General features: G+C 69.2%; 23 protein-coding genes. 18 read left to right on the forward strand and 5 right to left on the reverse strand.

Annotated features, from left to right (window positions below):
- Positions 1-126 precede the first annotated feature (126 nt).
- Positions 127-561: a hypothetical protein gene (locus JUB13_RS06490; protein WP_207477965.1), complete on the forward strand. Its 435-nt coding sequence runs from the start codon at positions 127-129 to the stop codon at positions 559-561.
- A gap of 156 nt (positions 562-717) precedes the next feature.
- Entirely contained in the window at positions 718-1,413 is a 696-nt protein-coding gene (locus JUB13_RS06495; protein WP_207477966.1) for a glutathione S-transferase N-terminal domain-containing protein, read from the forward strand.
- A gap of 48 nt (positions 1,414-1,461) precedes the next feature.
- Here the strand turns inward: JUB13_RS06495 and JUB13_RS06500 are convergent, their stop codons facing one another.
- Together JUB13_RS06500 and JUB13_RS06505 are read right to left on the reverse strand one after the other, a co-directional pair.
- Positions 1,462-3,492 carry a M3 family metallopeptidase gene (locus tag JUB13_RS06500; RefSeq protein ID WP_207477967.1) on the reverse strand — a complete coding sequence of 677 codons (2,031 nt, stop codon included), beginning with the start codon at positions 3,490-3,492 and terminating at the stop codon, positions 1,462-1,464.
- A 57-nt stretch (positions 3,493-3,549) separates the two neighbouring features.
- Positions 3,550-3,999 (reverse strand): hypothetical protein, encoded by a 450-nt coding sequence (locus JUB13_RS06505; protein WP_207477968.1) that lies wholly within the window; start codon positions 3,997-3,999, stop codon positions 3,550-3,552.
- Positions 4,000-4,250: 251 nt separating this feature from the next.
- On the opposite strand from JUB13_RS06505, the gene JUB13_RS06510 reads away from it, so the two are divergent.
- The 5 genes from JUB13_RS06510 (at position 4,251) to JUB13_RS06530 (ending at position 8,835) form a co-directional block, all read left to right on the forward strand.
- The gene (locus JUB13_RS06510; protein ID WP_407928089.1) at positions 4,251-4,793 is read left to right on the forward strand and encodes an RrF2 family transcriptional regulator; all 543 of its coding nucleotides are present in this window, start codon (positions 4,251-4,253) and stop codon (positions 4,791-4,793) included.
- A 127-nt stretch (positions 4,794-4,920) separates the two neighbouring features.
- Complete coding sequence (locus JUB13_RS06515; protein WP_207477969.1) at positions 4,921-5,931, forward strand: sulfate ABC transporter substrate-binding protein; 1,011 nt, start codon at positions 4,921-4,923, stop codon at positions 5,929-5,931.
- A 4-nt stretch (positions 5,932-5,935) separates the two neighbouring features.
- On the forward strand, positions 5,936-6,772 hold the full coding sequence (gene cysT, locus JUB13_RS06520) for a sulfate ABC transporter permease subunit CysT (RefSeq protein ID WP_207477970.1): 837 nt from the start codon (positions 5,936-5,938) through the stop codon (positions 6,770-6,772).
- The gene (cysW, locus tag JUB13_RS06525) at positions 6,762-7,676 is read left to right on the forward strand and encodes a sulfate ABC transporter permease subunit CysW (protein ID WP_207477971.1); all 915 of its coding nucleotides are present in this window, start codon (positions 6,762-6,764) and stop codon (positions 7,674-7,676) included. The genes cysT and cysW overlap by 11 nt, the downstream gene beginning before the upstream one ends.
- Before the next feature lie 25 nt (positions 7,677-7,701).
- Positions 7,702-8,835: a sulfate ABC transporter ATP-binding protein gene (locus JUB13_RS06530; protein ID WP_207477972.1), complete on the forward strand. Its 1,134-nt coding sequence runs from the start codon at positions 7,702-7,704 to the stop codon at positions 8,833-8,835.
- A 44-nt stretch (positions 8,836-8,879) separates the two neighbouring features.
- On the opposite strand, the gene JUB13_RS06535 is transcribed toward JUB13_RS06530, so the two are convergent.
- Positions 8,880-10,166, reverse strand: a complete 1,287-nt coding sequence (locus tag JUB13_RS06535; protein ID WP_207477973.1) for an MFS transporter — start codon at positions 10,164-10,166, stop codon at positions 8,880-8,882.
- Between the two features lie 99 nt (positions 10,167-10,265).
- Between JUB13_RS06535 and JUB13_RS06540 the strand changes: the two genes are divergently transcribed.
- On the forward strand, positions 10,266-10,877 hold the full coding sequence (locus JUB13_RS06540) for a TetR/AcrR family transcriptional regulator (protein ID WP_207477974.1): 612 nt from the start codon (positions 10,266-10,268) through the stop codon (positions 10,875-10,877).
- A 69-nt stretch (positions 10,878-10,946) separates the two neighbouring features.
- Here the strand turns inward: JUB13_RS06540 and JUB13_RS06545 are convergent, their stop codons facing one another.
- On the reverse strand, positions 10,947-11,597 hold the full coding sequence (locus JUB13_RS06545) for an OmpW/AlkL family protein (RefSeq protein WP_236024754.1): 651 nt from the start codon (positions 11,595-11,597) through the stop codon (positions 10,947-10,949).
- Positions 11,598-11,864: 267 nt separating this feature from the next.
- Between JUB13_RS06545 and JUB13_RS06550 the strand changes: the two genes are divergently transcribed.
- From JUB13_RS06550 to JUB13_RS06560, 3 genes are read left to right on the forward strand one after another with little or no spacing between them, the layout of a single operon-like run.
- Entirely contained in the window at positions 11,865-13,775 is a 1,911-nt protein-coding gene (locus JUB13_RS06550) for a TonB-dependent receptor plug domain-containing protein (protein WP_207477976.1), read from the forward strand.
- Positions 13,776-13,778: 3 nt separating this feature from the next.
- Positions 13,779-14,348: a YfiR family protein gene (locus JUB13_RS06555; RefSeq protein ID WP_207477977.1), complete on the forward strand. Its 570-nt coding sequence runs from the start codon at positions 13,779-13,781 to the stop codon at positions 14,346-14,348.
- Positions 14,349-14,360: 12 nt separating this feature from the next.
- A complete protein-coding gene (locus tag JUB13_RS06560) occupies positions 14,361-16,130 on the forward strand; it encodes an ATP-binding protein (protein ID WP_236024756.1) in 1,770 nt (589 codons plus the stop codon).
- Positions 16,131-16,169: 39 nt separating this feature from the next.
- On the opposite strand, the gene JUB13_RS31990 is transcribed toward JUB13_RS06560, so the two are convergent.
- Entirely contained in the window at positions 16,170-16,652 is a 483-nt protein-coding gene (locus JUB13_RS31990) for a cold-shock protein (RefSeq protein WP_207477978.1), read from the reverse strand.
- Between the two features lie 227 nt (positions 16,653-16,879).
- Between JUB13_RS31990 and JUB13_RS06570 the strand changes: the two genes are divergently transcribed.
- The 7 genes from JUB13_RS06570 (at position 16,880) to JUB13_RS06600 (ending at position 25,883) form a co-directional block, all read left to right on the forward strand.
- A complete protein-coding gene (locus JUB13_RS06570) occupies positions 16,880-18,583 on the forward strand; it encodes a long-chain-fatty-acid--CoA ligase (protein ID WP_207477979.1) in 1,704 nt (567 codons plus the stop codon).
- Between the two features lie 88 nt (positions 18,584-18,671).
- Positions 18,672-19,103 carry a MerR family transcriptional regulator gene (locus JUB13_RS06575; RefSeq protein WP_236024757.1) on the forward strand — a complete coding sequence of 144 codons (432 nt, stop codon included), beginning with the start codon at positions 18,672-18,674 and terminating at the stop codon, positions 19,101-19,103.
- 97 nt (positions 19,104-19,200) lie between these two features.
- A complete protein-coding gene (locus JUB13_RS06580; RefSeq protein ID WP_207477980.1) occupies positions 19,201-20,337 on the forward strand; it encodes a thiolase family protein in 1,137 nt (378 codons plus the stop codon).
- Between the two features lie 26 nt (positions 20,338-20,363).
- Positions 20,364-22,706 (forward strand): 3-hydroxyacyl-CoA dehydrogenase/enoyl-CoA hydratase family protein, encoded by a 2,343-nt coding sequence (locus tag JUB13_RS06585; RefSeq protein WP_207477981.1) that lies wholly within the window; start codon positions 20,364-20,366, stop codon positions 22,704-22,706.
- 28 nt (positions 22,707-22,734) lie between these two features.
- On the forward strand, positions 22,735-24,525 hold the full coding sequence (locus tag JUB13_RS06590; protein WP_207477982.1) for an acyl-CoA dehydrogenase C-terminal domain-containing protein: 1,791 nt from the start codon (positions 22,735-22,737) through the stop codon (positions 24,523-24,525).
- 39 nt (positions 24,526-24,564) lie between these two features.
- Positions 24,565-25,101 carry a thioesterase family protein gene (locus tag JUB13_RS06595; RefSeq protein WP_207477983.1) on the forward strand — a complete coding sequence of 179 codons (537 nt, stop codon included), beginning with the start codon at positions 24,565-24,567 and terminating at the stop codon, positions 25,099-25,101.
- Between the two features lie 125 nt (positions 25,102-25,226).
- Positions 25,227-25,883 (forward strand): response regulator, encoded by a 657-nt coding sequence (locus JUB13_RS06600; RefSeq protein ID WP_207477984.1) that lies wholly within the window; start codon positions 25,227-25,229, stop codon positions 25,881-25,883.
- Positions 25,884-25,989 lie beyond the last annotated feature (106 nt).

Consider the following 25,989-nt stretch of genomic DNA (forward strand, 5'->3'; position numbering starts at 1 on the left):
AGAACGCGCGTGCGTCCGATCCGAACCGCCTCCGACGCCCGGTGGCAACCCCGCCGCGCCGTCCTTAGCCTAATGGCCCTCGCGGCCCTCGCAGCCTGCACCGACATGCGGGCGCAGCAGGCCGCCATGGCGCCGCAGCTTTTCCTGGGGATGCCGAAGCAGACCCTGCTCTCCTGCGCGGGGGTGCCCGACCGGTCCGCCAACATCGACAACCTGGAGTTCTACACCTACACGAGCCGCCGCACCGCGGCCTACCCTTCGACGACGACCGGCTTCTACGGCAGCCGCTACGCGCCTTACTACGGATATGGCCTCGGCTATGCGGCGCCGCTCGCCTACGATGTCGTGGACGTGTCCTGCGACGCGACCTTCACGCTGCGCAACGGCGCGGTCGAGCGGCTGATCTATGGCGGGGACGCCGCGGGTGGCACGTCACGGCTCGGCCAATGCTACGCCATCGTGGAGAACTGCCTGGCCCTCGCGCAGCAGCAGCCGCGGATCCAGGAACCCGCGCTGACCACGCCCGCGCCGCAGCAGGCACCGGCCACGCCGCGGCCCTGAGGCCGCCGGACCCAGCAAGCCGTCCGGCGGACCAGCCGCAAGCCATGCGGCAGCCGCGATGCACCCGCCGCCGGGCCGCGGCTTGTCGCGGCGGGCCGCGGTCGCCATGCTCTTTTCGCATAAGGAGACACCCCGTCCCTGAGAGCGAGGAGAGCCATGACCATCGAGCTGCACGCCTGGCCGACGCCGAACGGCTACAAGATTTCCATCGCGCTCGAGGAACTCGGCCTGCCCTACAGGGCAATCCCGGTGGATATCGGCAGGGGCGACCAGTTCAAGCCCGACTTCCTGAAGCTGAGCCCGAACAACCGCATGCCGGCTATCGTCGATCCCGACGGTCCCGGCGGCGCCCCGATCAGCCTGTTCGAATCCGGCGCGATCCTGATCTATCTCGCCGAAAAGACTGGACGCCTGCTGCCCTCCGACCCGCAGGGGCGCTACCAGGCGATCCAGTGGCTGATGTGGCAGATGGGCGGCTTCGGCCCGATGCTCGGCCAGGCGCATCATTTCCGGCTCTACGCGCCCGAGCGGATACCCTATGCCGTCGACCGCTACACCAACGAGGCGGGAAGGCTTTACCGCGTGCTCGACAAGCGCCTGGGCGAAGCCGAGTTCCTGGCCGGCGAGTACTCCATCGCGGATATCGCCGTCTTCCCGTGGTCGCGCGGCGCCGAGCGCCAGGGCGTCGATCTTGCCGAGCTTCCGAACGTCCGGCGCTGGTTCGAGGCCATCGACGCGCGTCCGGCCGTCAGGAAGGGCCTGGAGCTCCTGAAGGAGCACGTCCGTACCGGTCCGCTCGACGACAAGGCGCGCGATGTGATGTTCGGCAAGAGCCAGTTCGAGCGCCGCTGAGCTCGCGGGAAGGGCGGCGGAGCAGGCCCCGCCGCCCTTCCCTGCCCGTCAGGCGGCGGCGAGGCCCCGGTGCCGCAGCAGGGGCTCGATGCTGGGCTCGCGTCCGCGGAACGCCATGTAGAGTTCCATGGGATCGCGCGTGTCGCCGGCCGCGTAGATGTCCTTCAGGCGCGCGGCGAGATCGGGCTGGAACAGATCCCCCGCCTCCGTGAAGGCGTCGAAGCCGTCTGCGTCCAGCACCTCGGCCCAGAGATAGGCGTAATAGCCCGCGGCGTAACCGCCCCCGGCGAAGAGATGCTGGAAATGCGCGGGCCGATGCCGAACGCCGATTTCCGCCGGCATCCCCACCCGCTCCAGGAAGCGCTGCTCGAAGGCCGCTGGATCCAGATCCCGGGGATCGGCCTCCGTGTGGAACGCGATGTCGAGCATCGCCGCCGCCACGTACTCGACCGTGGCGAAGCCCTGGTTGAAATTGCGGGCCGCCAGCAGGCGCTTGAGCAGGTCCTCGGGGATCGGCTCGCCGGTCTGGAAGTGCCGCGCATAGGTCCTGAGGGTCTCGGGCGCGGACATCCAGTGCTCGTAGACCTGTGACGGGAACTCCACGAAGTCGCGGCGCACGGCCGTTCCCGCCTGGGACGGGTAGCGCGCCTGGCTCAGCAGTCCGTGCAGGCCGTGGCCGAATTCGTGGAACAGCGTCTCCGCGTCGTCGAAGCTCAGCAGCGTCGGCTCGCCCTTCGCGAAGTTGTTGTTGTTGACGATGATCGGTGCCACCGGGCCATCGAGATCCTCACGGTCGCGGTAGCTGCTCATCCAGGCGCCGGAGCGCTTGCCCGGCCGCGCGAAGTTGTCGTGCAGGAACAGCCCGACATGTCGGCCGTCGGCGTCGCGGACCTCGTAGGCCCGGACATCGGCATGATAGAGCGGCAGCCCCTCGACCTCGGTGAAGCTGACGCCGAAGAGCCGGCCCGCCGTGTCGAAGGCAGCACGCACCATGTTGTCGAGCACGAAGTAGGGCTTCACCTCGGCCTCGTCGAGGTCGTAGCGGGCCTTGCGGACCTTCTCGGCGTAGTAGCGCCAGTCCCAGGCCTCGATCGCCTCGTTCAGCCCCTCGGACCGCGCCATGGCCTGCAGCTCGCCGCGCTCGGCGGCGGCCTTGCGCTTGGCGGGTTCCCAGACCTGCTGGAGGAGGCGCTCGACGGCGGCCGTCCCCTTGGCCATGGAATCGTCGAGCCGGTAGTCGGCAAAGGTCTCATAGCCCAGCAGCCGGGCCTGCTCGGCCCGCAGCGAGACGATCTCCCGGATCAGGGGCCGGTTGTCGTGCGCGCCGGGATTGCCGCCGCGCCGCACCCACGCCTCGAAGGCGGTGCGGCGAAGGTCGCGCCGGGCCGAGAAGGTCAGGAATGGCTCGACCGAGGAGCGCGCCAGCGTGATCACGTAGCGTCCGGCGAGGCCCCGGTCGGCCGCGGCTCTGGCCGCGGCATCGCGCGCGAAGGCCGGCAGCCCGTCGAGGTCGCCCTCGTCCAGCACCATCTGCCATTCATCCTCGTCGTGCAGGACGTTCTGGCCGAAGAGCGTGTGCAGGGTTGCCAGCCGCTCGGTGATCTCGGCCATCCGGGGCTTCTTCTCCGGCGACAGGGTCGCGCCGCCGCGCACGAAGCCGAGATGCGTGCGTTCAAGCAGGCGGAGCTGGTCAGGCGCGAGCCCGAGCTCGTGACGCCGGGCGTGCAGCGCGTCGATGCGGGCGAACAGCAGGGGGTCCAGGGCGATGCGGCTGTAGTGCTGAGCAAGGCGCGGAGCGTAGTCCCGGGCCACTGCCTCCAGCGCCTCGTCGGTGCGGCTGCTGCTGAGGTTCCAGAAGACCCGGCCCACGCGGCTCAGCAGCCGGCCGCTCCGCTCCATCGCCTCGATCGTGTCGGCGAAGCCGGGCGTGCCCGAGGCGTGCGCGATGGCCTGGATCTCGGCCGCGTGCTCCGCCATGCCGCGGTCGAAGGCGGGTGGGAAATGCTCGGCGCGGATCCTGTCGAAAGGCGGGACCCCGAACGGGGTCGTCCAGGTCTCGAAGAACGGATTGTCGGTCATTCGTCACTCTGTCGGGCGGGGGCAGATCTGAGGAACGGAATTCGGGCGCGGCCGGGCTCAATGGAGCGTCGGGCGGGATGGGCCGCGATGGGCGCGCAGCGTCGTCGGCGGCCCGTGAGGCGCCCGCAGCGTTGCCGACGGGCCGAAGCGAAGGCGGACCTGGTCGAGGACGCGGCGGTCCGGATGCCACGCGAACTCCCGGTCCAGCGAGGCCCGCGCGGTCTCGTGGCGGCAGCTCTCCAGCATCAGGCGGATCATCCGGGCGCGCATGCCGGCATCGACGAAGCCATCGCGGTCGAAATAGACCCGCGGGAAATCGACATGGCTGATCAGCGGTCCGTCCTTGCGTTCGACGAGCACCACGAAGACGAGGTCGACGCACCGGCCCGCGAACTGCTGCAGCGGGGCAACGCCATCCTCGGCCCTGTCGAAAGCCCGCCGCGGCAGGTCGACAAGGGTTCCGCACGCCAGCCGGACCATGTAGCGCCGTGCGATCGGCATAGGCATTCCTTCTCCATGGCGAAGCCTATCAAAGACCCGGTGATCGGCAAACGGCGAAGCGCAGCCGCCGGCATGAGCGCTTGGATGATCCCGTTCGAACGTAGGACGCCCGGCGCCCGGGACCTCTCGACGGTTGAACGGCGCTGCGGCTCGGCGCATGCTCCGGTGGCCTGTCGGTCAAGGGAAACAGAGGAGAACGGCGCCGCCTCCAGAGCGCCGGCGAACCGACGCGGAACGGGACGTCAGCAGGAGAGCCCATGCAGCGTGCCCTATCGCTTCGCGGCGCCCAGACGCCTGTGGTGGAGGTCGTTCGCGCCGACTTCAGCGGATCGGACAAGACGAGGATGCTGTCCCAGAAAGCCAAATACGCGCTGCGCGCGGTCCTGCTCCTGGCCGAGCGCCAGGAGGACGAGGAACTGGTGCTGATCGCCGAGATCGCGGAACGGGAGCAGATCCCGCGCAAGTTCCTGGAGGCGATCCTGGTCGAGCTGCGCAAGGACGGCATCCTGGAAAGCCGGCGCGGCAAGAACGGAGGCTACCGCCTGGCGCGGCCGCTGGACCGCATTTCGTTCGGCGACGTGATCCGGAGCATCGACGGCCCGCTGGCGCCGATCCGCTGCGCGAGCCGGACCCAGTTCCAGCCCTGCACGGACTGCCAGGACGTCGACACCTGCTCGATCCGCTGGGCCATGACCAAGGCACGCGACGCGATGGCCAATGTTCTGGATGGCTGGACCCTGGCGGATGCGGTCCGCCAGAGGCACGGGATCGGCGCGATCCCCCTGAACTTCGCGGTCTGAACGGACGCCGAATTAAGGCGTGACAGGGGCCGCGTTTAATGTCTATCGTTTTAGTAGATTTAACGATCCGTTTTCCCACAAAGTATGCGTTAAATCCCCAGCAAAACGAACCGCCTGGAGGTCCCGAATGCCATCGCGCTTCCTGAAGGTCCTGGGCATCGCCGCCCCACTGCTGCTGGCCGCCGTCATCCCCGCGCAGGCGCAGACGACGCTGCTCAACGTCTCCTACGACCCCACCCGCGAGTTCTATGCCGACCTCAACAAGGCCTTTGCCACGAAGTGGAAGGCCGACACGGGGGAGACCGTCCAGCTCCGCCAGTCGCATGGCGGGTCGGGCCGCCAGGCCCGATCGGTGATCGACGGGCTCGAGGCCGATGTGGTGACGCTGGCGCTGGCGCCCGATATCGATGCCATCGCCGAGGCCGGCCGCCTGCCGCGCGACTGGCAGAAGCGCCTGCCGGAGAACAGCGCCCCCTACACATCGACCATCGTCTTCGTGGTCCGCAAGGGCAATCCCAAGGGAATCAAGGACTGGGGCGACCTGGTACGACCCGGGCTGCAGGTCATCACACCGAACCCGAAGACCTCCGGCGGGGCACGCTGGAACTTCCTGGCGGCCTGGGGCTACGCCCTCGACAATGCCGGGGGCGACGAGGCGAAGGCGCGGGAGTTCGTCGCGCAGCTCTTCAAGAACGTCCCCGTCCTGGATTCCGGGGCCCGGGGCTCGACGGTCACCTTCGTCCAGCGCAACCTCGGCGACGTCCTCCTGGCCTGGGAGAACGAGGCCTTCCTCGCCATCGAGGAGATGGGCAAGGACAAGCTGGAGATCGTGGTGCCGTCCGTGAGCATCCTGGCAGAGCCGCCGGTGGCGGTGGTCGACCAGGTCGTCGACAGGCGCGGCACGCGCAAGGCCGCCGAGGCCTACCTGAACTTCCTCTATTCGCCCGAGGGGCAGGAGCTGGCGGCCAAGCACTATTTCCGGCCTCGTTCGCCGGAGGTCGCGCAGCGCTATGCCGAGCGCTATCCTCGGCTCGCCATGTTCACCATCGACCAGAAGTTCGGGACCTGGACCGAGGCGCAGGCCAAGTTCTTCAACGACGGCGGCGTCTTCGACCAGATCTACGTTCCAGGACGCTGATCCCATGACCGGCCTGGTCCTCAAGCGCCCCAGCATCCTGCCCGGCTTCGGGCTGACGCTGGGGATCACGATCGCGTATCTGTCGCTGGTGGTGCTGATCCCGCTGGCGGCACTGGCGGCGAACGCTGCGGGGCTGGGCTGGAGCGGGTTCTGGAACGCGGTGCTGACGCCCCGGGTGCTCGCGGCCTTCCGGGTGACCTTCGGGACCTCGCTGGCCGCGGGGCTGATCAACGCGGTCTTCGGTCTGCTGGTGGCCTGGGTGCTCGTGCGCTACGAGTTCCCGGGCCACCGGATCGTGGACGCGCTGGTCGACCTGCCCTTCGCGCTGCCCACCGCGGTGGCGGGCATCGCGCTCACCGCACTCTATGCCGGGAACGGCTGGATCGGCGGCCTGCTGGAGCCCATGGGGCTTAAGGTCGCGTTCACGCCGCTCGGCATCGTCGTCGCCCTTACCTTCGTGGGCCTGCCCTTCGTGGTCCGGACGGTGCAGCCGGTGCTCCAGGACCTCGAGGCCGAGCAGGAGGAGGCCGCGGCGGTGCTGGGCGCAGGACGGCTGCAGACCTTCCTGCGCGTGATCCTGCCGGCGATCCTCCCCGCGCTGCTGACGGGCTTCACCCTCGCCTTCGCGCGGGCGCTGGGCGAGTACGGCTCGGTGATCTTCATCGCGGGCAACCTGCCCATGGTCTCGGAGATCGTACCGCTGCTGATCATCATCAAGCTCGAGCAGTTCGACTATGCCGGCGCCACCGCCATCGGAACGCTGATGCTGATGGCGAGCTTCGCCCTGCTGCTCGCAATCAACCTGCTGCAGCGGTGGACGAGGGCGCGCCATGGCGGTTGAGGCATCTCTGGACACAGCGCAGGACGCCGGCAGGCTCCCTGCCAGGCCGGCGCCCCGCCCCCCGGCCCGGCCCGCGACGGGCGAGAGGCCGGCGATCCGTCTGGCGCTGACCGGAATCGCCCTCGCCTTTCTCGTGGTCTTCCTCTTCCTGCCGCTCGTGGCCGTCTTCGCCCAGGCCCTGGCAGGCGGCTGGCAGACCTATCTGGAGGCGCTGCAGGAGCCGGACGCACAGGCCGCGATCCGGTTGACGCTGCTGACGGCTGCCATCGCAGTGCCGTTGAACTGCGTGTTCGGGATTTGCGCCGCCTGGTGCATCGCGCGGTTCGAGTTCACGGGCAAGAGCCTGCTGACCACGCTGATCGATCTGCCCTTCTCCGTCTCCCCCGTGATCTCGGGCATGGTCTACGTGCTGCTGTTCGGCCTGCACGGCCTTCTCGGCCCATGGCTGCGGGAGCACGACATCCAGATCGTCTTCGCGCTGCCGGGCATCGTGCTCGCCACCATCTTCGTGACCTTTCCCTTCGTCGCGCGCGAGCTGATCCCCCTGATGCAGGAGCAGGGCAGCGAGGAGGAGGAGGCAGCCCTGGTGATGGGCGCGTCGGGCTGGCAGACCTTCCTGTGGGTGACCCTGCCCAAGATCCGCTGGGGCCTTCTCTACGGGGTCCTGCTGTGCAACGCCCGCGCCATGGGCGAGTTCGGGGCGGTGGCGGTGGTCTCCGGCCACATCCGCGGCGAGACCACGACGATGCCGCTGCATGTCGAGATCCTCTACAACGAGTACAACATGGTCGCGGCCTTCGCCGTAGCCTCGCTGCTGGCGCTGCTGGCGCTGGTCACGCTGACCGCCAAGGCCCTGCTCGAATGGCGCTACGCCGACGAGCTCGCGGCGACACGCCGCCACTGACGCCGCCGAGAGGGAGCATCCCGCCATGACGATCGACATCCAGGGCATCTCGAAGCGGTTCGGCACCTATGCCGCGCTCCAGGACATCAACCTTCGCGTCGGCGCCGGCGAGCTGGTGGCGCTCCTTGGCCCCTCGGGATCGGGGAAGACGACCCTGCTGCGCATCATCGCCGGCCTGGAGACGGCGGATTCGGGCACCGTGCTGTTCGAGGGCGAGGAGACGCTGAACCGCCACCCGCGCGATCGCCGCGTCGGCTTCGTGTTCCAGCACTACGCTCTGTTCCGGCACATGACGGTCTTCAACAACGTCGCCTTCGGCCTGCAGGTGCGTCCGCGCGGCCAGCGCCCGCCCAAGGCCGAGATCGCGGAGCGCGTGCATCGCCTGCTGAAGCTGGTCCAGCTCGACTGGCTCGCCGATCGCTATCCCAACCAGCTCTCGGGCGGGCAGCGCCAGCGCGTGGCGCTCGCCCGGGCGCTGGCCATCGAGCCACGCGTGCTGCTGCTGGACGAGCCCTTCGGGGCGCTCGACGCCAAGGTGCGCAAGGAGCTGCGCCGCTGGCTGCGCCACCTGCACGAGGAGATGGGGATCACCTCGGTCTTCGTGACCCACGACCAGGAGGAGGCGCTGGAGCTGGCCGACCGCGTCGTGGTGATGAGCCAGGGGCGGATCGAGCAGGTCGGCACGCCCGGCACGGTGTACCGCACGCCTTCCACCGGTTTCGTCTACGAGTTCCTGGGCGACGTGAACCGGGTCGAGTGCCGTGTCGAGAGCGGCCAGGTTCTGCTGGAGGCCGGCGGAACGCCCCTGGGCGGCGCCGCCGACCATGCCGGGCCCGCCATCCTCTACGTGCGGCCCCACGACATCGAGCTTCTCCCGCCTGACGAGCGGCTGGGAGCGGCGACGGTCCGCCTCGTCCACGAGGTCGGCCCGGTCACCCGGGCCGAGGTCGAGTATGCCGGCACGCTGTTCGAGGTCGTGCTGCCCGAGGGCGGGCGCGTCCCCGCGCAGGGCGAGCTCGTCCGCCTGTCGATCCGGCGCGGGATGCTGTTCCCGCGCGAGAGGGACCCGGGCGAGCCGCCGCGGCCCTTCCTGCCCTTCCGGAGCGGCGGCCCGACCCCGGCGGTGAACCTCGGGCCGCACACGGCCGGGATGGGCTGAGCCCGGCCCGGCGCGTTCCGCCGGCGCCGGAGCGGGCGGCCGCGTCAGGCGGCGCCCGCCGCCGCCTTGGCCGGGGCCACGGGGCGCCGGCCGATCAGCAGCGACATGGCCGTGGCTGCAAAGCATGCGATGCCGGCCATCAGGAAAGCCTCCATGTAGCCGTCCAGGGCGGTGCGCATGACGCCCGCGCCGAAGGCCGCGACAGCGGCGCCGAGCTGGTGACCCATGAAGATCCAGCCGAACATCAGCCCGGCGCGCTCGCGTCCGAAGGCGTTGCCCGCCAGCCGCACTGTCGGCGGCACGGTCGCGATCCAGTCCAGGCCGTAGAACACCGCGAACAGGCCCAGACCCAGGAAGCTCATGTCGAAGGCGAAGGGCAGCCACAGCAGCGACAGCCCGCGCAGCCCGTAGTACCAGGCTAGCAGCACACGGTTGTCGTAGCGGTCCGACAGCCATCCGCTGGCCGTCGTGCCGAACAGGTCGAAGATGCCCATCATGGCGAGCAGCCCCGCCGCGCGCACCTCGGGGATGCCGGCATCGGCGCAGGCGGCGATCAGGTGGGTGCCGATCAGCCCGTTGGTGCTGAGCCCGCAGACGAAGAAGGTGCCGAAGAGAAGCCAGAAGTCGCGCGAGCGGACGCCCTCGGCCAGGGCCTCGATGGCCGTGCGGAAGGGGTTGGCGCCGCTGGCCGCCGGCGGCGGCTCGACCGCCGTCCCGCCAAAGGGCGGCAGCCCGAGCTGCGACGGCCTCTCGCGCATCAGCAACAGGACCAGCGGGATCATCGCCACGGCGGCAAGCGCCACGCCGAGCACGCCCGCCCGCCACCCGTAGGTATCGACCGCCATGGCCAGCGCCGGCAGGAACAGGAGCTGGCCGGTGGCCGTGGCGGCGCTCAGGACGCCCATGACGACGCCCCGGCGCTCCAGGAACCAGCGGTTCACCACCGTCGCGCCGAGTACGAGCGCCGTCATCCCGGTGCCCGTGCCGACCACGACGCCCCAGAGAAGCACCATCTGCCACGGCGCCGTCATCAGCGGCGTCAGGGCGATGCCCGTGCCGATCAGGGCGAAGGCGAGCGTGACCGTGCGCCCGACACCGAGCCGGTCCATGATGGCTGCCGAGAACGGCCCCATAAGCCCGTAGAGGAAGATCGAGACCGAGGCGGCCAGCGAGATCGTCGCACGGTCCCAGGCGAACTCGCGCTCCAGCGGCACGATCAGGACGCCCACCATGGAGCGCACGCCCGCCGCCACCAGAAGGATCGTGAAGGTCAGGGCTGCGACGATCCAGGCGTAATGCAGCCGGCGGGTCGCGATGACAGGCGTCGACATGGGACCTCCTTGCGGACGGCGGTACCCGACAGGTACCGAGGCTTGCGATGATAGAGACAGGTCTGTATCATTCGTCAAGTCGTCATCGAGGGTGATTTCATGCCTGGGACGCACGCCAAGAGTGCGCGGGAACGGATCCTGGAGACCGCCGCAGAACTCTTCTACCGCGAAGGAATCCGCGCGGTGGGCGTCGACACCATCATCGCGCGCTCGGGCGTCGCGAAGATGAGCCTGTACCGCAACTTCGCCTCCAAGGACGAGTTGGCGAGAGCCTACCTCGAGGACCGGAACGAGCTCTACTGGCAGTGGTGGGATCGGGCGGTCGCTGCCGGCGGGCGGGACGCGCGGGCGCGGATCCGCGCCGTGTTCGAGGCGGTGCGGATCAAGGCGACGAGACCCGAATACCGCGGCTGCCCCTTCGTGAACACGGCGGTCGAGTTCGCGGATCCCGACCACCCGGCGCGGGCGGTCGCGATGGCGCACAAGCGGGAGCAGCGGGCGCGGCTGAAAGGGCTGGCCGAAGAGGCGGGCGCACGCGATCCGGGAGTGCTGGCCGACCAGCTCCTGCTGCTGATGGATGGCGCCTATGCCAGCGCCCAGACCCTGGGCTCGGATGACGCGCTGCATGCACTGGCCGACGCGGCCGACGCGCTGGTTGCAGCCGCGCAGACGGATGCCCCAAAGGGCGGGCCCGCGCCGGGCCGCGAATAGTGGCTGGAAGCCCCGGCAGGGCCGGACCGGCCGGTGGCCGGCCGGTCCGGGAACCCGTGGGGCCGATCCTCAGAACTTGTAGCCGACGCCGACGCCGACCAGCCAGGGGTTCAGGTCGACCTTCGAGCGCAGCGCGCCGTTGCTCACCGACACGTCGGTGTCGAGCCACAGCTTCTTCACGTCGACGTTCAGCAGGATGTTGTCCGTCAGGAAGATGTCCACGCCCGCCTGCAGGGCAACGCCGAAGCCGTTTTCGTAGCTGATCGAGTCTGCTACGCCGGACTCCTCGTCGAAGAAAATCGTGTAGTTCAGGCCGGCGCCGACATAGGGGCTGAAGGTCGATTTCGGCAGGAAGTGGTACTGGGCCGTCAGCGTCGGCGGCAGCAGGCGCACGCTGCCGAGGCTGGCGCCGCTCGGGTCAACCGAGACGCTGTGCTTCGAGGTGCCGGCGATCAGTTCCAGAGCGATGTTGTCGGTCACGAAGTAGGTGAAGTCCAGCTCGGGGATCGTGTCCTTCTTGACCTGGACGTCGAGCGTGGTGTCGTTGCCGGCGGCGTCCTTGATGTCGCCGTCCTCCTGCGGAATGACGCTGAGGACACGCGCGCGGACCATGAAGTCGCCCGCGGACTTGCCCTTGACCTGCGCCTGCGCGCCCGAGACCGCGACCATGCAGCCAAGTGCCGCTGCCGTGGCCATCATGCTGTACCGGAACTTCGCCATCGTCTTTCTCATCGTCGGTTGCCCGGCGGTTCAGGCCCGCCGCTGAGGCCGACCTACCACCTCCGGAGAGGCGAAGAATTGATCTACCGCATCGAAATGGCTCGGCTTCGACAACCATGGGAAGAATGCCAGCCCGAATGTCATATGCGCCTCACCCCATCCGCCTAGCCCCGCCAACGACATCGGGATGATATGCATGGCGGTTGTAACGAATACGGGCCATGCGGCGGGGTGAGGATGGCGGGCCAGGGTCGCGGTCGGCGGGGCGTGAGGACGGAACACCGCGGCAGGGACAAGGCGCTGTTCCTGGTCGCGTTCTGCGCGGCTGCCTGCGTTCCCGAGGCCAGGGCGCAGTCGGTCGAGGATCTCGCCCGGCTCCCTATCGAGGAGCTCGCGAATATCGAGGTCACCTCGATCTCCCGCAGGCCCGAGCCGCTGAGCCGGGCTCCGGCCTCGGTCTATGTGATCACGGCCGAGGAGATCCGGCGTTCCGGCGCCACGAGCCTGCCAGAGGCCCTGCGGCTGGCGCCGAACCTCGAGGTCGCGCGCCTGAACACCTACAACTATGCCATCACCGCCCGCGGCTTCAATTCGATCGAGACCTCGAACAAGCTGCTGGTCCTCGTGGACGGCCGCAGCGTCTATTCGCCGCTGGCGGCGACGGTGTTCTGGGAGGGCGTCGACGTCTCGCTGCCGGACGTGGAGCGGATCGAGGTCGTCAGCGGTCCTGGCGGGACCTTGTGGGGGGCCAACGCCGTCAACGGCGTCATCAACGTCATCACCCGCCACAGCCGCGACAGCCAGGGCGTCCTTGTGGACGGCGGCGCCGGCAACCGCGAGCGGAACGGAACCGTGCGCTATGGAGGCCGGCTCGACGAAGATACGACCTTCCGCGTCTACGCCAACCGGTTCCTGCGCGACCGCAGCGACCCGCGCGAGGCGTCGGACATCCTGGACGACAAGTTCCGGGGCACGCAGGGAGGCTTCCGGCTGGACAGGGAGGCGGGCGAGAACGGCTACACCATCCAGGGCGACCTGTACCGCAACAGGACGCCGTTCCTGGACACCGAGCTGCACGGGGCAAACGCCCTCGGGCGCTGGACGCGGCGACTCGGCGAGGGATCGTCGCTCCAGCTCCAGGCCTACTACGATTCCAAGAACCGCGACTATGCGCTCGCCGAGGACGAGGTCCGGACCTACGCGGCCCAGGCCCAACACAACCTGTCCTTCGCGGGCGGGCATCAGTTCGTCTGGGGTGGCGAGTACCGTCTGTGGCAATCGTCCTTCGTGACGCAGGGCCCGTTCGTCCTCTCCGATCCCGATTCGGCGCTGTGGGTGGGTAACGTCTTCGCCCAGGGCGAGATCGCGCTCGATCAGGACCTGCGCCTGACGCTGGGATCGAAGTTCGAGAACAGCAGCTACACGGGCCTGGACGCCTTGCCGAACGTCCGGCTCGCCTGGACGGTGGCTCCGGAGCACATGCTGTGGGGCGCGGTTTCCAGGGCAGTCCGGACACCGTCGCGGATCGACCGGGAGCTGACGGCACCCGGCATCCTGCTGGAAGCCGACGCGTTCCGGACGGAGAAGCTCACGGCCTACGAGATCGGCTACCGGGGCAGCCCGGCGCCACGCGCCACGATTTCGATCTCGACCTTCTACAACGTCTACGACGACCTGCGCACGACGGTCCCCTCACAGCCCGTCACAGCCGGCAACCCCCTGGGTCTGCCGCTGGTCCTCAGCAACGACATGCGGGGCCGGACCTTCGGCGTGGAGAGTTGGGGCAGCTACGGGATCGCCGACTGGTGGCGGCTCAGGGCCGGCATGAACTGGATCCAGCGCGATTTCGAGGTCGAGCCAGGCATCACGGATTACTCGGACCCGCCCACCAGCGGCCAGGATCCGATGTTCCAGTGGCGGCTCAGCTCCGAGTTCGACCTCTCCCGCGACGTCTTCCTGGACGTGGCGCTGCGCCGGGTCGGCGCGGTCGAGCCGTCCGGTGTACCAGCCTACACCCAGCTCGACGCCCATCTGGGCTGGCAGGTCACGCCCCAGGCGGAGCTGTCGCTGCACGGAACGAACCTGCTCGACAGGCACTACGAGGTGAACGATCTCGGGCAGAGCCCCGTCCGGTATATCGGCCGTACGGTGTTCGCGAAGATCCGGGCGGAGTTCTGACGTTTGCGCACGGCGGCGGGACACGCCTCCACGCGGTGGCTCCGCACCCTTGCCGCGGCGGCGCTGGCGCTCGCCGTCCCGGTCGGAGGGCCGGCCGCGGCGCAGTCGCTCGAGCGGGCCATCAAGGCGGCCTTCCTGCCGAAATTCGCGGCCTTCGTCGATTGGCCCGACGACGCCTTCGACGGCCCTACGAGCCCGATCGCCCTCTGCGTCGTCGGCGACGACCCCTTCGGCGACCTGCTGGACCGGTCGGTCGCCGAACAGCCGCCCGCCAGCCGCACCTTCGCGGTACAGCGCCTGAAGGTGGTGGACCCGGGGGCCCGGTGCCATGTCATGTACGTGGCGGGATCCCGCCAGCAGCCGGTCGAGGATGTGTTGAGAACTGTCCGCGGCACGCCCGTACTGACGATCACTGACGCCGAGCCGCAAGCCAGCGCCAAGGGAATCGTGAACTTCGTCCTGAACGAGGGGAAGGTCCGGTTCGAGATGGATGCCGGGGCGGCCGCCGAGAACGGCATCACGATCAGCTCCAAGCTGCTGGGCCTGGCCGTTTCGGTCAGGCGCCGGGGCTGAGGAGGATTCCGCATGACGCAGGACGCCGACTCGCCGCGCCTGTGGAGGCTGATCCCCGGGCTGGCCATCGGCGCGGCCGTGGCCCTGCTGTTCGCAGCCGTGGCCGTGACGGTCTACAACGAGCGCGCCTACCGTAGTCAGAAGACCGCCGAAAGCGAGGTTCAGGCCCGGATCCTGGCCGGAAGCGTCACAGCCGCCCTGGCCTTCGACGACAGCGACACGGCCCAGGAATACGTCGACGCTCTGCAGGCCAATCCCGAGATCGTCTCCGTCATTGTCTACGACCTGCGCGGCGACATCGTCGCGAGGTATGCACGGCGGGGACGAACCATGGCGGGGCGGGCCGCAGCGGGCCAGCCCGAGGCCGGCGACGAAGGAGACGCTGCGAGTTACGTCACCGTCACGGCACCCGTGGTACAGGGTGGCGGCACGATCGGATCGGTCGAGCTGCGCGCCGCGCTGGAGCCGTTCGCGCGGCGGATCGAGCGCTATGCCGCCATCGGCCTCCCGGCCGGCATGGCGGCCCTGCTGGTCGGCGTCCTCGGAATCGCTCACTCCGCGCTTTCGCGGTCCAACGCCGAGCTCCGGCGCCAGATCGCCGAGCGGCGCAAGGCCGAGGAGGCCCTGCGTCAGTCCCAGAAGATGGAGGCGATCGGCCAGCTCAGTGGCGGGGTCGCGCACGACTTCAACAACCTTCTGCAGGCCATGTCCGCCTGTCTGCGCATGATCGAGCGCCGTTCGCCGGCTCCCGAGATCGCGCCGCTGATCGAGGCCGGCCGCCAGGCCGTCGACCGCGGGGCCAAGCTGACCCAGCAGCTGATGGCCTTCGCGCGGCGCCAGGCCCTGCGCCCAGAGCCGGTGGACGTTGCCGAGGTGCTGCTGGGCATGTCCGAGCTGCTGTCCCGGGCCCTGCGGGCAGACATCCGGTTCGAGGTCGACCTCGAGCGGGGCCTGTGGCCCATCGAGGTCGATCCCACCCAGTTCGAGCTCGCCGTCATCAACCTGGCCGTGAACGCACGCGACGCGATGCCCGAAGGCGGCAGCTTCCGCATCCGTGGCTGGAACGCGGTGCTGGAGCCCGGAGGGGATACCCACGGCCTGGCCGGGGACCACGTCCACATCGCCGCGTCGGACGACGGGCAGGGCATGCCGCCCGAAGTGCTCGAGCGCGTCTTCGAGCCCTTCTTCACGACGAAGGGCGTCGGCAAGGGAACCGGGCTCGGCCTCAGCCAGGTCTACGGCTTCGCGCGCCAGTCGGGCGGCCAGGTCCGGATCGCCAGCACGCCCGGCACCGGCACCACGGTCACGCTTGTCCTGCCCCGCTCCGCGAGGGCGCCGCAGAAGCGGCTGCCCGAGGTCGTCGAGGCCGCCCGCCCGGGCGGCGGGCGACGCCTGATGCTGGTGGAGGACGACCCCGTCGTCGGACCGGTCATGGCCACCACCATCGAGGATCTCGGCTACTGCGTCGTGCGCGCGTCCTCGGCCGACGAGGCCCTGGCCCTGCTGTCGGGCGGAGAGAGGGTCGACGTCCTGCTCTCCGACATCGTAATGCCCGGCGCGCGCAACGGCGTGGACCTCGGCCGCGAGGTGCGGCGCCTCTATCCCGGCCTGCCGGTCGTCCTGACCAGCGGCTACAGCGAGAACCCGGCGGCCGGCTGCGAGTTCGTGATCTTGGCCAAGCCCTGCCCTGTCGAGCTCCTCGCCGAGACCCTGGCAAAGGCCATCGGCGAGGCTCCGATGCAGCCCGATGCGCCCGCGAGCGCGTCCCGCCTGTCCGTCTGAGCACGGGGCTGGGCGCCGCGGCCGCGCATCCGCCTGCGTTCAGAGGAGCGCCAGCCAGGTCGCCTCGCGGCCCTTCTCCGCCTCGCGCACGCGCATATGAACGCGCAGGCCCGGCTCCAGCGTGGCGACGCCGCAGCGCCGCAGCACCGTCATGTGGATGAAGACGTCCTTTCCGCCGTCCTCGGCTTCGGCGAAGCCGAAGCCCTTCTCGGGCTTGAACCACTTCACCGTTCCCGTCAGCTCGGCCCCTGCTCCCGTGCGGGCCTCGGCGCGGGACCGCTGGCCCGGCGGAGCCCCGGGGTCGAGCAACGCGGCCAGCCGCGTGACCTGCGGGCCGCGCCCGCCGGGCGCGATCTCGCACAGCAGCACCGCCCCTTCGCCGACGGACACGATGCCCCCGCGGTTCAGCACCGATACATGGAGGAAGGCGGCGGGGGACCCGTCCTCCGGGGTGACGAAGCCGAACCCTTTCGAGGGATCGAACCATTTTACCGTCGCGCGGACTGTGTTCCCGTCGGACATTGTCCTGCCCCGCCGGGGCCGCTCCGGCCCCGTCCCATGGCACGATTATGCATGGGCGTCAGGCGCTCTCCAGCGCGATTCCGTTAGGGAAAGGCCCGAGGCAGCTAGCATTGACCTTTACGTAAACGGCAACTAACCTCGACCGAACCGGTGGCTGGAAGAAATCAACGGGGGGCGCCACACACACGACGCCGACCGGAAATGAGCCGGGGAACGGGAGGATGAGAATGGTCGAGGCCGCCCTGCGGGAAAGCCCGCCGTGGGAGCGCAAATATCCGCCTGGGATCGACTGGCACGCAGAGATCCCGAAGAAGCCCGTCTGGCACCTGCTGGACGAGGCGGTGGCGCGGCACGGCTCGCGCCCCTGTGTGGATTTCCTCGACCGTCGCTACACCTATGCCGAGATCGGCGCGCTGGTGGACCGGGTCGCCCGGGGGCTTCAGGATCTCGGACTCGCCAAGGGCGATCGCGTGGGCCTTTTCCTGCCGAACACGCCGTATTTCGTGATCTTCTTCCACGCCATCCTGAAGGCCGGCGGGATCGTGGTGAACTTCAACCCGCTCTACGCCGAGCGGGAGCTGTCGAAGCAGATCGAGGATTCCGGGACCGACCTGATGGTCACCCTGGACCTCAGGATGCTCTACGACAAGCTCGCCCGCATGCTGCACGAGACGCGGCTCAGGCGCATCGTGGTCTGCCCCATGGCGGACGCGCTGCCCTGGCCGAAGAACTGGCTGTTCCCGCTGGCCAAGCGCAGGGACCTGGCGCGCATACCCCGGGACGAACGCCACATTCCCTTGGCTCGTCTGCTCGCCAGCGGGGGGCGTCCGTCTCCGGTCACGGTGGATCCCGAGGAGGACGTCGCGGTCCTGCAGTACACCGGCGGAACGACCGGCCTGCCCAAGGGTGCGATGCTGACCCATGCCAACATCACGGCCAACACCATCCAGTCGGCGATGTGGTTCGCCAAGGCCGAGCCTGGCCAGGAGCGGGTGCTTGGGGTGATCCCCCTGTTCCACGTCTTCGCCATGACGACGGTGATGAACCTGGCCATCGCGGTCGGGGCCGAGATGATCCTGCTGCCACGCTTCGAGCTGGACCAGGTGATGCGGACGATCCAGGCGAAGCGACCGACGCTCTTCCCGGCGGTGCCCACCATCTACACGGCCATCGCGAACCACCGCGACGCCGACCGCTACGACCTGTCCTCCATCAAGTTCTGCGTCTCCGGCGGGGCGCCCCTGCCAGTGGAGGTGAAGGCCGCCTTCGAGAAGCGCACAGGGTGCGTCCTGGTGGAGGGCTACGGCCTGACCGAATCCTCCCCCGTCGCCACGGCGAACCCCATCGAGGGAGAGAACAAGACGGGCTCCATCGGCCTTCCGCTCCCGGGCACCCGGATCGAGATCCTGAGCCTCGAGGACCGCGGCCGGGTCCTCGGCATCGGCGAGCGCGGCGAGGTCTGCATCCGCGGCCCGCAGGTCATGAAAGGCTACTGGAACCAGTCCGGCGAGACGGCGGTCGCCCTGGTGGATGGCCGCCTGCACACCGGCGATGTCGGCTACATGGACGAGGACGGCTACACCTTCATCGTCGACCGCATCAAGGACCTGATCCTGTGCGGCGGATACAATGTCTACCCCCGCAACATCGAGGAGGCGGTGTACCTGCATCCCGCGGTGGCGGAATGCGTGGTGGCGGGGGTGCCGGACCGCTACCGCGGCCAGACGGTGAAGGCGTATGTGAAGCTGGCTGAGGGGCACAGCCTGACCAAGGAGGATCTGGACGCCTTCCTGCGGGACAAGCTCTCCCCCATCGAGATTCCGAAGCTGCTGGAGATCCGGGAGGAGCTGCCGAAGACGATGATCGGCAAGCTGTCCCGCAAGGCGCTGCTGGACGAGGAGGAGGCCCGGCGCGACACGCCGGGGGCCTGAGGGCGCTCCGTGCGCTGCTCCGTCCGGCTTGACAGCGGCGCGACCAGAGACTTACGTTTACGTAAACGTCAAACACGGACGATCCGCCATGCTGCACATGACCGGCACGCTCCACCCCGAACCCGAGCGGACGTGGTCCATCAGCGACCTCGCCGAGGAGTTCCAGATCACGCTGCGGAGCATCCGGTTCTACGAGGACCAGGGCCTCCTCCGGCCCCGCCGCGAGGGCCTGACCCGGATCTACTGCCATCGCGACCGGGCGCGCCTGAAGCTGATCTGCCGCGGCAAGCGCCTGGGCTTCAGCCTGGCCGAGATCCGCGACTTCCTGGACCTCTACGAGGTCGACGACCGGCAGCTCGGCCAGATGAAGTTCGCGCTCCAGCGCGCTCGCGACCGCAGACGCGCGCTGGAGCGCCAGCTCGAGGACCTGCGCCAGGCGATGGTCGAACTCGATGATCTCGACCGGCAGATCGCCGACCACCTGCGCGACCACGGGATCGACCCGGACACGGTCGTCTGAGCGCCGCGCGGCGACATCGGCCCCCTTTTCCGCCGGCAGCCCGTACGCGCCGAGGCTGCCCGGCCGCAAGACCGCCCGAGGTGAGGAGCCCGCCACCATGAAGAACGTCGTCATCGCTGCCTTCGCCCGCTCGCCCTTCACGCCCGCCTCCAAGGGCGAGCTGGCGCGCGTCCGTCCCGACGACCTCGCTGCGGAGACCGTCAAGGGCCTGCTCTCGCGGGTCGAGATCGACCCCGCCGAGATCGAGGACCTCATTCTCGGCTGCGCCTTTCCCGAGGGCGAGCAGGGACTGAACATCGCGCGCCTCGTGACGATGCTGGCCGGGCTCCCGCGCTGCGTGGCGGGCACCACCATCAACCGCTTCTGCGGATCCTCCATGCAGGCGATCCACATGGCCGCGGGCGCCATCCAGATGGGCGCGGGGCACGTCCACCTCGCGGGCGGGGTCGAGAGCATGAGCCGGGTCCCGATGATGGGCTTCAATCCCATGCCGAACCCGCGCCTGGCCGAGAGCGAGCCCGGCGCGTACATGGGCATGGGCACCACCGCCGAGAACCTCGCGAAGAAGTACGGCATCACCCGCGCCGAGATGGAGGACTTCGCGGTCAAGTCCCACGCCAAGGCCATCCGGGCGCAGGCCGAGGGACGGCTGGAAGCGGAGATCGTGCCCATCCATGGGCCCGACGGCGTCGTCTCCCGGGACGGCTGCGTCCGGTCCGACACCTCGCTCGAGACGCTGGCGACGCTGAAGCCCTCGTTCGATGCGAGTGGCTTCGTCACCGCCGGAACCTCCTCACCGCTGACGGATGGCTCCGCCGTGACGCTCGTCGTGTCCGAGGAGTATGCGCGCGCCCACGGTCTGCCGATGCTGGCGCGCATCCGCTCCTTCGCGGTCACCGGCTGCGATCCCACCATCATGGGCATCGGCCCCGTCGCGGCGAGCCGCAAGGCCATGGACCGGGCCGGCATCAAGACAGCGGACCTGTCCCTGATCGAGAGCAACGAGGCCTTCGCGGTGCAGGCACTTGCAGTCGCGCGGGAGCTCGGCTTCGACGAGGACCGGGTGAATCTCGATGGCGGGGCGCTCGCGCTCGGACATCCGCTGGGCGCGACCGGCGCGCGCATCACCGGGAAGGCAGCCCAGCTCCTGAAGCGGGAGGGCGGCCAGTTCGCGCTCGCGACCCAGTGCATCGGCGGCGGCCAGGGCATCGCCACCGTGCTCGAGGCGGTCTGAGCGGCGCCGGACAGGAGAGATCCCCCATGGAGATCAAGAGCGCAGCCGTCATCGGCTCGGGCGTGATGGGCAGTGGAATTGCCGCCCACATCGCCAATGCCGGCATCCCGGTCCTTCTGCTGGACATCGTGCCCGACACCGCCAAGGCGGCGGGCGGCGACCGGTCCGGGCTGGCGCGGGGCGCCGTGGATCGCATGCTGAAGGCCGACCCCGCGCCCTTCATGCACAAGCGCAACGCCCGGCTGGTGACGCCGGGCAACCTGGAGGACGACATCGCCCGCCTGGGAGAGGTGGACTGGATCGTCGAGGCCGTGGTCGAGGACCAGGCAGTGAAGGCGGCCCTGTACCGCCGCGTCGACGCTGTCCGAAAGCCGGGCTCGGCCGTGTCGTCGAACACCTCGACGATCCCGCTGGCGAACCTCGTCGCAGGGCAGAGCGAGGCCTTCGCCCGCGACTTCATGATCACCCACTTCTTCAACCCGCCGCGCTACATGCGGCTTCTGGAGCTGGTGGCCGGCGAGCGCACGCGCCCCGATGCACTGGCCGCGATCGAGCGTTTCGCCGACATGCGCCTCGGCAAGGGGGTCGTGCGCTGCAAGGACCGCCCGGGCTTCATCGCGAACCGCATCGGCACCTTCTGGATCCAGAGCGCGGTCAACGGCGCCATGGATCTCGGCCTGAGCGTCGAGGAGGCTGACGCGGTCGTCGGCCGCCCCATGGGCATCCCCAAGACCGGCGTCTTCGGGCTGATCGACCTGGTCGGGCTGGATCTGATGCCCCATGTCGCGCGCTCGCTGCTCGCGACCCTGCCGCCGGACGACGCCTATCGCGGCCTGTACCGCGATCCCGAGCTGTTCCGGCGCATGATCGCCGAGGGCTATACCGGCCGGAAGGGCAAGGGCGGCTTCTACCGCCTGAACACGGAGGGCGGCGCCAAGGTGAAGGAGGCGATCGACCTCTCGACCGGCCGCTACCGCAGGTCCGACAAGCCGAAGCTCGCCAGCGTCGACGCGGCCAAGGCCGGCCTGCGCGTGCTGGTGGAGCACGAGGACAAGGGTGGGCGGTACGCGCGGCGAGTCCTCTTCCAGACCCTGGCCTACGCCGCGAGCCTGGTGCCAGAGATCGCCGACGACCCGGCCTCCGTCGATCGCGCCATGCGCCTGGGCTACAATTGGAAATACGGGCCTTTCGAACTGATCGACCAGCTCGGCACAGAATGGTTCGCCGAGGCGCTGGAAGCCGAAGGGCACGCGGTGCCGGCGTTGCTGCGCAAGGCCGCGGGCCGGCCCTTCTACCGCGTCGAGGACGGGCGCCTGCAATGCCTCGAGGCCGGCGGCGCCTATGCGGACCTGGCCCGGCCGGAGGGCGTGCTGCTGCTCTCGGACGTGAAGAGGCGCTCGAAGCCGGTGGCGAAGAACGGCTCGGCCGCGCTGTGGGACATCGGGGACGGCGTCCTGTGCCTCGAGTTCACCAGCAAGATGAACGCCCTCGACACCGACATCCTGGGCCTTTGCCAGCAGGCGCTCGGGCTCGTGGGCGACGGCAGCGGCGAATGGAGGGCGCTGGTCATCCACAACGAGGCCGACAACTTCACCGTCGGTGCCAATCTAGGCCTCGCGCTCTTCGCGGTGAACGTCGCGCTCTGGCCGCAGATCGACCAGATGGTCCAGATGGGCCAGGAGACCTATGCGGCGCTGAAATACGCGCCGTTCCCCGTGGTCGCCGCACCGTCCGGCATGGCGCTCGGCGGCGGGTGCGAGATGCTGCTGCATTGCGCGCATGTGCAGGCCCATGCCGAGACCTATGTGGGGCTGGTCGAGGTCGGCGTCGGGCTGATCCCGGGCTGGGGCGGCTGCAAGGAGATGCTGCTGCGCCACACGGCCGATGGAAAGCGGCCGGGCGGCCCCATGCCGCCCATCGCAGCCGCCTTTGAGACGATCTCGACCGCGAAGGTCGCCAAGTCCGCGGCCGAGGCCAAGGACCTGAAGTACCTCCGCGAGAGCGACGGCATCACCATGAACCGCGACCGGCTGCTGGCCGACGCCAAGGCCAGGGCGCTGGCGCTGGCCGAGGGTTACCGCCCGCCCGAGCCGGCCGAGCTGCGGCTGCCCGGCCCCACGGCCAAGGTCGCGCTCGACCTCGCGGTGGAGGGCTTCCGCGCGACGGGCAAGGCGACGTCCCACGACGTCGTGGTCGCAGGCGCGCTGGCCGAGGTGCTGTCGGGTGCGGACACCGACGTGACCCGCTCGCTGACCGAGGATGACATGCTCGCGCTCGAGCGGGAGCGTTTCATGCGCCTGATCCGCCATCCCGCCACGATCGCCCGCATCGAGCACATGCTGGCCACCGGCAAGCCGCTTCGGAACTGAGCCCCGCGCGAGACAGGGAGAAGACACCATGCCGACCTACAAGGCCCCGCTGCGCGACGTGCGATTCGTCCTGAACGAGCTCTTCGACGTCGCGGAACTGGCGTCCCTGCCAGGGCACGAGGAGCACACCCCCGACCTGATCGAGGCCGTGCTCGAGGAAGGCGCGCGGATCTGCGAGAACGAACTGTTCCCGCTGAACCAGCCAGGCGACGAGGAGGGGTGCCGCTTCGAGAACGGCGTCGTCTACACGCCGAAGGGGTTCAAGGAGGCATACCGCACCTTCCGCGAAGGCGGCTGGACGGGCCTCTCGGCCGATCCCGCCTATGGCGGCCAGGGCCTGCCCAACACCGTCCAGTTCGTGATGGAGGAGTTCACGAGCTCCGCCAATCTCAGCTTCGGCATGTATCCCGGGCTGAGCCACGGCGCCTACAACGCGCTGTACCGCTGGGGCACCCAGGAGCTTCGGGACCTCTACCTGCCCCGGCTGGTGGACGGCACCTGGTCGGGCACCATGTGCCTGACCGAGGCGCATTGCGGCACCGACCTAGGACTGATCCGCACGCGGGCCGTTCCCGCCGAGGACGGCAGCTACCGTATCACCGGCACCAAGATCTTCATCTCGGCCGGCGAGCACGACCTGACAGAGAACATCGTGCATCTGGTGCTGGCGCGCCTGCCCGACGCCCCGGCCGGCACGAAGGGCATCTCGCTCTTCGTGGTCCCGAAGTTCCTGCCCGGCCCCGACGGAGCCCTGGGCCCGCGCAACGGCGCCTTCTGCGGCTCCATCGAGCACAAGATGGGCATCAAGGCCTCGTCCACCTGCGTGATGAACTTCGAGGACGCGACCGGCTGGCTGGTCGGCGAGCCCCACAAGGGCATGCGGGCGATGTTCACCATGATGAACGCCGCCCGGCTGGGCGTGGCGATGCAGGGCCTGGGTCTCGGAGAGGTCAGTTACCAGAACGCCGTCGCCTATGCCCGGGACCGGCTGCAGGGACGCTCGCTGAGCGGCGCCAAGGCGCCCGACCGGCCCGCCGACCCGATCATCGTGCACCCCGACGTGCGCAAGAACCTGCTGACCATGAAGGCCTGCAACGAGGGTGCGCGGGCGCTCGCGGCCTGGATCGGGCTCAGCATCGACCGGGCCGAGAAGCATCCCGATCCGGCCATCCGCCAGGAGGCCGAGGACCTGGTCGCCCTCATGACCCCGATCCTGAAGGCGTACTTCACGGATCACGGCTTCGCAGCGGCCAATCTCGGGGTCCAGGTCCATGGCGGCCACGGCTACATCCGCGAGTACGGGATGGAGCAGTTCGTGCGCGACGCGCGCATCGCCCAGATCTACGAGGGCGCCAACGGCATCCAGGCCCTGGACCTTGTGGGACGCAAGCTGCCCCAGGACATGGGCCGGCTGCTGCGGCGGTTCTTCCATCCGGTCTCCGCCTATATCGAGGAACGGATGGAGCAGGACGCCATGGCCGAGTTCGGCCTACCGCTGATGCGGGCCTTCGGCAAGCTGCAGCAGGCGACCGCACTGATCGCCCAGAAGGGCCTGAAGGACCCGGACGAGGCCGCGGCGGCGTCGACGGACTACCTGCGCTTCTTCGCCCTGGTGGCGCTGGGCTACATGTGGGCACGCATGGCCGAGACCGCGCAGGCGCGCCTGGCGGCCGGCACCGGCGAGGCCGGCTTCTACGAGACCAAGGTCAAGACCGCGCGCTTCTACTTCGCCAAGCTGCTGCCCGAGACCGAGGCCCTGTTCCGGACCATCGTCGCCGGCGCCAAGCCCCTGATGGCGCTGGAGGCCGACGCGTTCTGACGCCGGCGGGCACAAGGGGCATGCGTTGAGGGGAACGCGATGAACCTGATCCTTCGCTTGGTCCGCGTGATCCTGGCGGCGCTGCTCGGGCGCCGCCGGGGCCTGCTGGACGAATCGGTCTTGGAGTTCAGGGTCTGGCCCCACGACCTGGACCTGAACCTGCACATGAACAACGGGCGGTATCTGACGATCATGGATCTCGGCCGCACCGACGTGGTGATCCGCAGTGGCCTCCTGGGTGTGTCGCTGCGCAGGCGCTGGATGCCCGCGCTGGGCGGGGCGAGCGTGCGGTTCCGCCGCTCGCTTGGGCCGTTCGAGCGCTTCCGGCTGCGCACGCGCCTCCTCTACTGGGACGAGAAGTGGTTCTACTTCGAGCAGATCGCCGAGACGATGGACGGGCGACTCGCCTGTGCCGCCCTGGTCAAGGGCGTGCTGCGCGGACCGAACGGCACCGTTCCGTCAGCGGAGATCCTGGATGCACTCGGGATTGCCCATGGGACGCGGCCCGTGGCACCGCCCGCGATCGCCGCCTGGATCGCGGCCGAGGAGGATCTGCATGGACGTCGCGCGGCCTGATTGCGACAAGGATGGGACACGGGAGAGTATTTGCACTAGCCCCTCCGAGAAGATAACCTAGAGTTAACGGGGCCAGGGTTACCCATCGCAGAACATTCCGTATCCGCGGTGCAGCAGGGGCGCGCATGAAGATTCTCATCGGGGACGATCATCCCCTGTTCCGCGAGGGGATCCATCGTCTTCTCGCCACCACGCATCCCGGATCCTCCTATCTTCACGCCAGCACTTTCGACGAGATGGCCGGGCTGGCTCTCTCGACGCCGGACATCGACCTGATCCTCAGCGACCTGCAGATGCCGGGCTGGCCCGGCTTCACCGGCATTGCCGAGATCCGCAGGGCGCGTCCCACGACGCCCGTGATCGTGGTCTCCGCCTCGGAATCCCAGTCGGACATGCGCCAGGCTATCGAGCATGGCGCGTCGGGCTACATTCCGAAGTCGTCGAGCGTCAAGGTGATGCTGGGCGCCATCGACCTGGTGATGGCGGGCGGGATCTACGTGCCGCCGGCGGCGCTGGCCGCCGAGATCGCCGCGGTCACGGCGACCCAGCCTGGCAGCCCCGCCGCAAGCTCGACCCGCGGCCTCTCCATGCTGACGCAGCGCCAGCTCGACGTGCTGAACTGCCTGCGCGAAGGCAAGTCGAACAAGCAGATCGCCTACGAGCTCGGGCTGTCCGAGGGCACGGTGAAGATCCATGTGACCGCGATCTTCAAGTCCCTCGGCGTCAAGAACCGCACCCAGGCGGTGATCAGCGCCTCCAAGATGGCCAACGTCGCCGGCTGAGAGCCCCGACTCCCGATCCCACGCGACGGGGCGCCCTGTTAAAAAAGGCCGCTGACCCCCGGCCCGCGAATGGGTAAAGTCCCGGGCCTTCAGCCAACGGGACGTT

Origin of the sequence: Arenibaculum pallidiluteum (assembly GCF_017355985.1) — a bacterium.
Classification (GTDB): Bacteria; Pseudomonadota; Alphaproteobacteria; order Azospirillales; family Azospirillaceae; genus Arenibaculum; species Arenibaculum pallidiluteum.

What these genes read in the sequence shown, in the direction of transcription:
- JUB13_RS06510 (WP_407928089.1), top strand. Translation starts at nt 4,251, where the DNA reads ATGCAGCGTGCCCTATCGCTTCGCGGCGCCCAGACGCCTGTGGTGGAG.
- JUB13_RS06545 (WP_236024754.1), bottom strand. Translation starts at nt 11,597, where the DNA reads ATGGCGAAGTTCCGGTACAGCATGATGGCCACGGCAGCGGCACTTGGC.
- JUB13_RS06600 (WP_207477984.1), top strand. Translation starts at nt 25,227, where the DNA reads ATGAAGATTCTCATCGGGGACGATCATCCCCTGTTCCGCGAGGGGATC.
- JUB13_RS06580 (WP_207477980.1), top strand. Translation starts at nt 19,201, where the DNA reads ATGAAGAACGTCGTCATCGCTGCCTTCGCCCGCTCGCCCTTCACGCCC.
- JUB13_RS06530 (WP_207477972.1), top strand. Translation starts at nt 7,702, where the DNA reads ATGACGATCGACATCCAGGGCATCTCGAAGCGGTTCGGCACCTATGCC.
- JUB13_RS06595 (WP_207477983.1), top strand. Translation starts at nt 24,565, where the DNA reads ATGAACCTGATCCTTCGCTTGGTCCGCGTGATCCTGGCGGCGCTGCTC.
- JUB13_RS06570 (WP_207477979.1), top strand. Translation starts at nt 16,880, where the DNA reads ATGGTCGAGGCCGCCCTGCGGGAAAGCCCGCCGTGGGAGCGCAAATAT.
- JUB13_RS06590 (WP_207477982.1), top strand. Translation starts at nt 22,735, where the DNA reads ATGCCGACCTACAAGGCCCCGCTGCGCGACGTGCGATTCGTCCTGAAC.
- JUB13_RS06540 (WP_207477974.1), top strand. Translation starts at nt 10,266, where the DNA reads ATGCCTGGGACGCACGCCAAGAGTGCGCGGGAACGGATCCTGGAGACC.
- JUB13_RS06500 (WP_207477967.1), bottom strand. Translation starts at nt 3,492, where the DNA reads ATGACCGACAATCCGTTCTTCGAGACCTGGACGACCCCGTTCGGGGTC.
- JUB13_RS06585 (WP_207477981.1), top strand. Translation starts at nt 20,364, where the DNA reads ATGGAGATCAAGAGCGCAGCCGTCATCGGCTCGGGCGTGATGGGCAGT.
- JUB13_RS06505 (WP_207477968.1), bottom strand. Translation starts at nt 3,999, where the DNA reads ATGCCTATGCCGATCGCACGGCGCTACATGGTCCGGCTGGCGTGCGGA.
- JUB13_RS06575 (WP_236024757.1), top strand. Translation starts at nt 18,672, where the DNA reads ATGCTGCACATGACCGGCACGCTCCACCCCGAACCCGAGCGGACGTGG.
- JUB13_RS06515 (WP_207477969.1), top strand. Translation starts at nt 4,921, where the DNA reads ATGCCATCGCGCTTCCTGAAGGTCCTGGGCATCGCCGCCCCACTGCTG.
- cysW (WP_207477971.1), top strand. Translation starts at nt 6,762, where the DNA reads ATGGCGGTTGAGGCATCTCTGGACACAGCGCAGGACGCCGGCAGGCTC.
- JUB13_RS06495 (WP_207477966.1), top strand. Translation starts at nt 718, where the DNA reads ATGACCATCGAGCTGCACGCCTGGCCGACGCCGAACGGCTACAAGATT.
- cysT (WP_207477970.1), top strand. Translation starts at nt 5,936, where the DNA reads ATGACCGGCCTGGTCCTCAAGCGCCCCAGCATCCTGCCCGGCTTCGGG.
- JUB13_RS06535 (WP_207477973.1), bottom strand. Translation starts at nt 10,166, where the DNA reads ATGTCGACGCCTGTCATCGCGACCCGCCGGCTGCATTACGCCTGGATC.
- JUB13_RS06560 (WP_236024756.1), top strand. Translation starts at nt 14,361, where the DNA reads ATGACGCAGGACGCCGACTCGCCGCGCCTGTGGAGGCTGATCCCCGGG.
- JUB13_RS31990 (WP_207477978.1), bottom strand. Translation starts at nt 16,652, where the DNA reads ATGTCCGACGGGAACACAGTCCGCGCGACGGTAAAATGGTTCGATCCC.
- JUB13_RS06490 (WP_207477965.1), top strand. Translation starts at nt 127, where the DNA reads ATGGCGCCGCAGCTTTTCCTGGGGATGCCGAAGCAGACCCTGCTCTCC.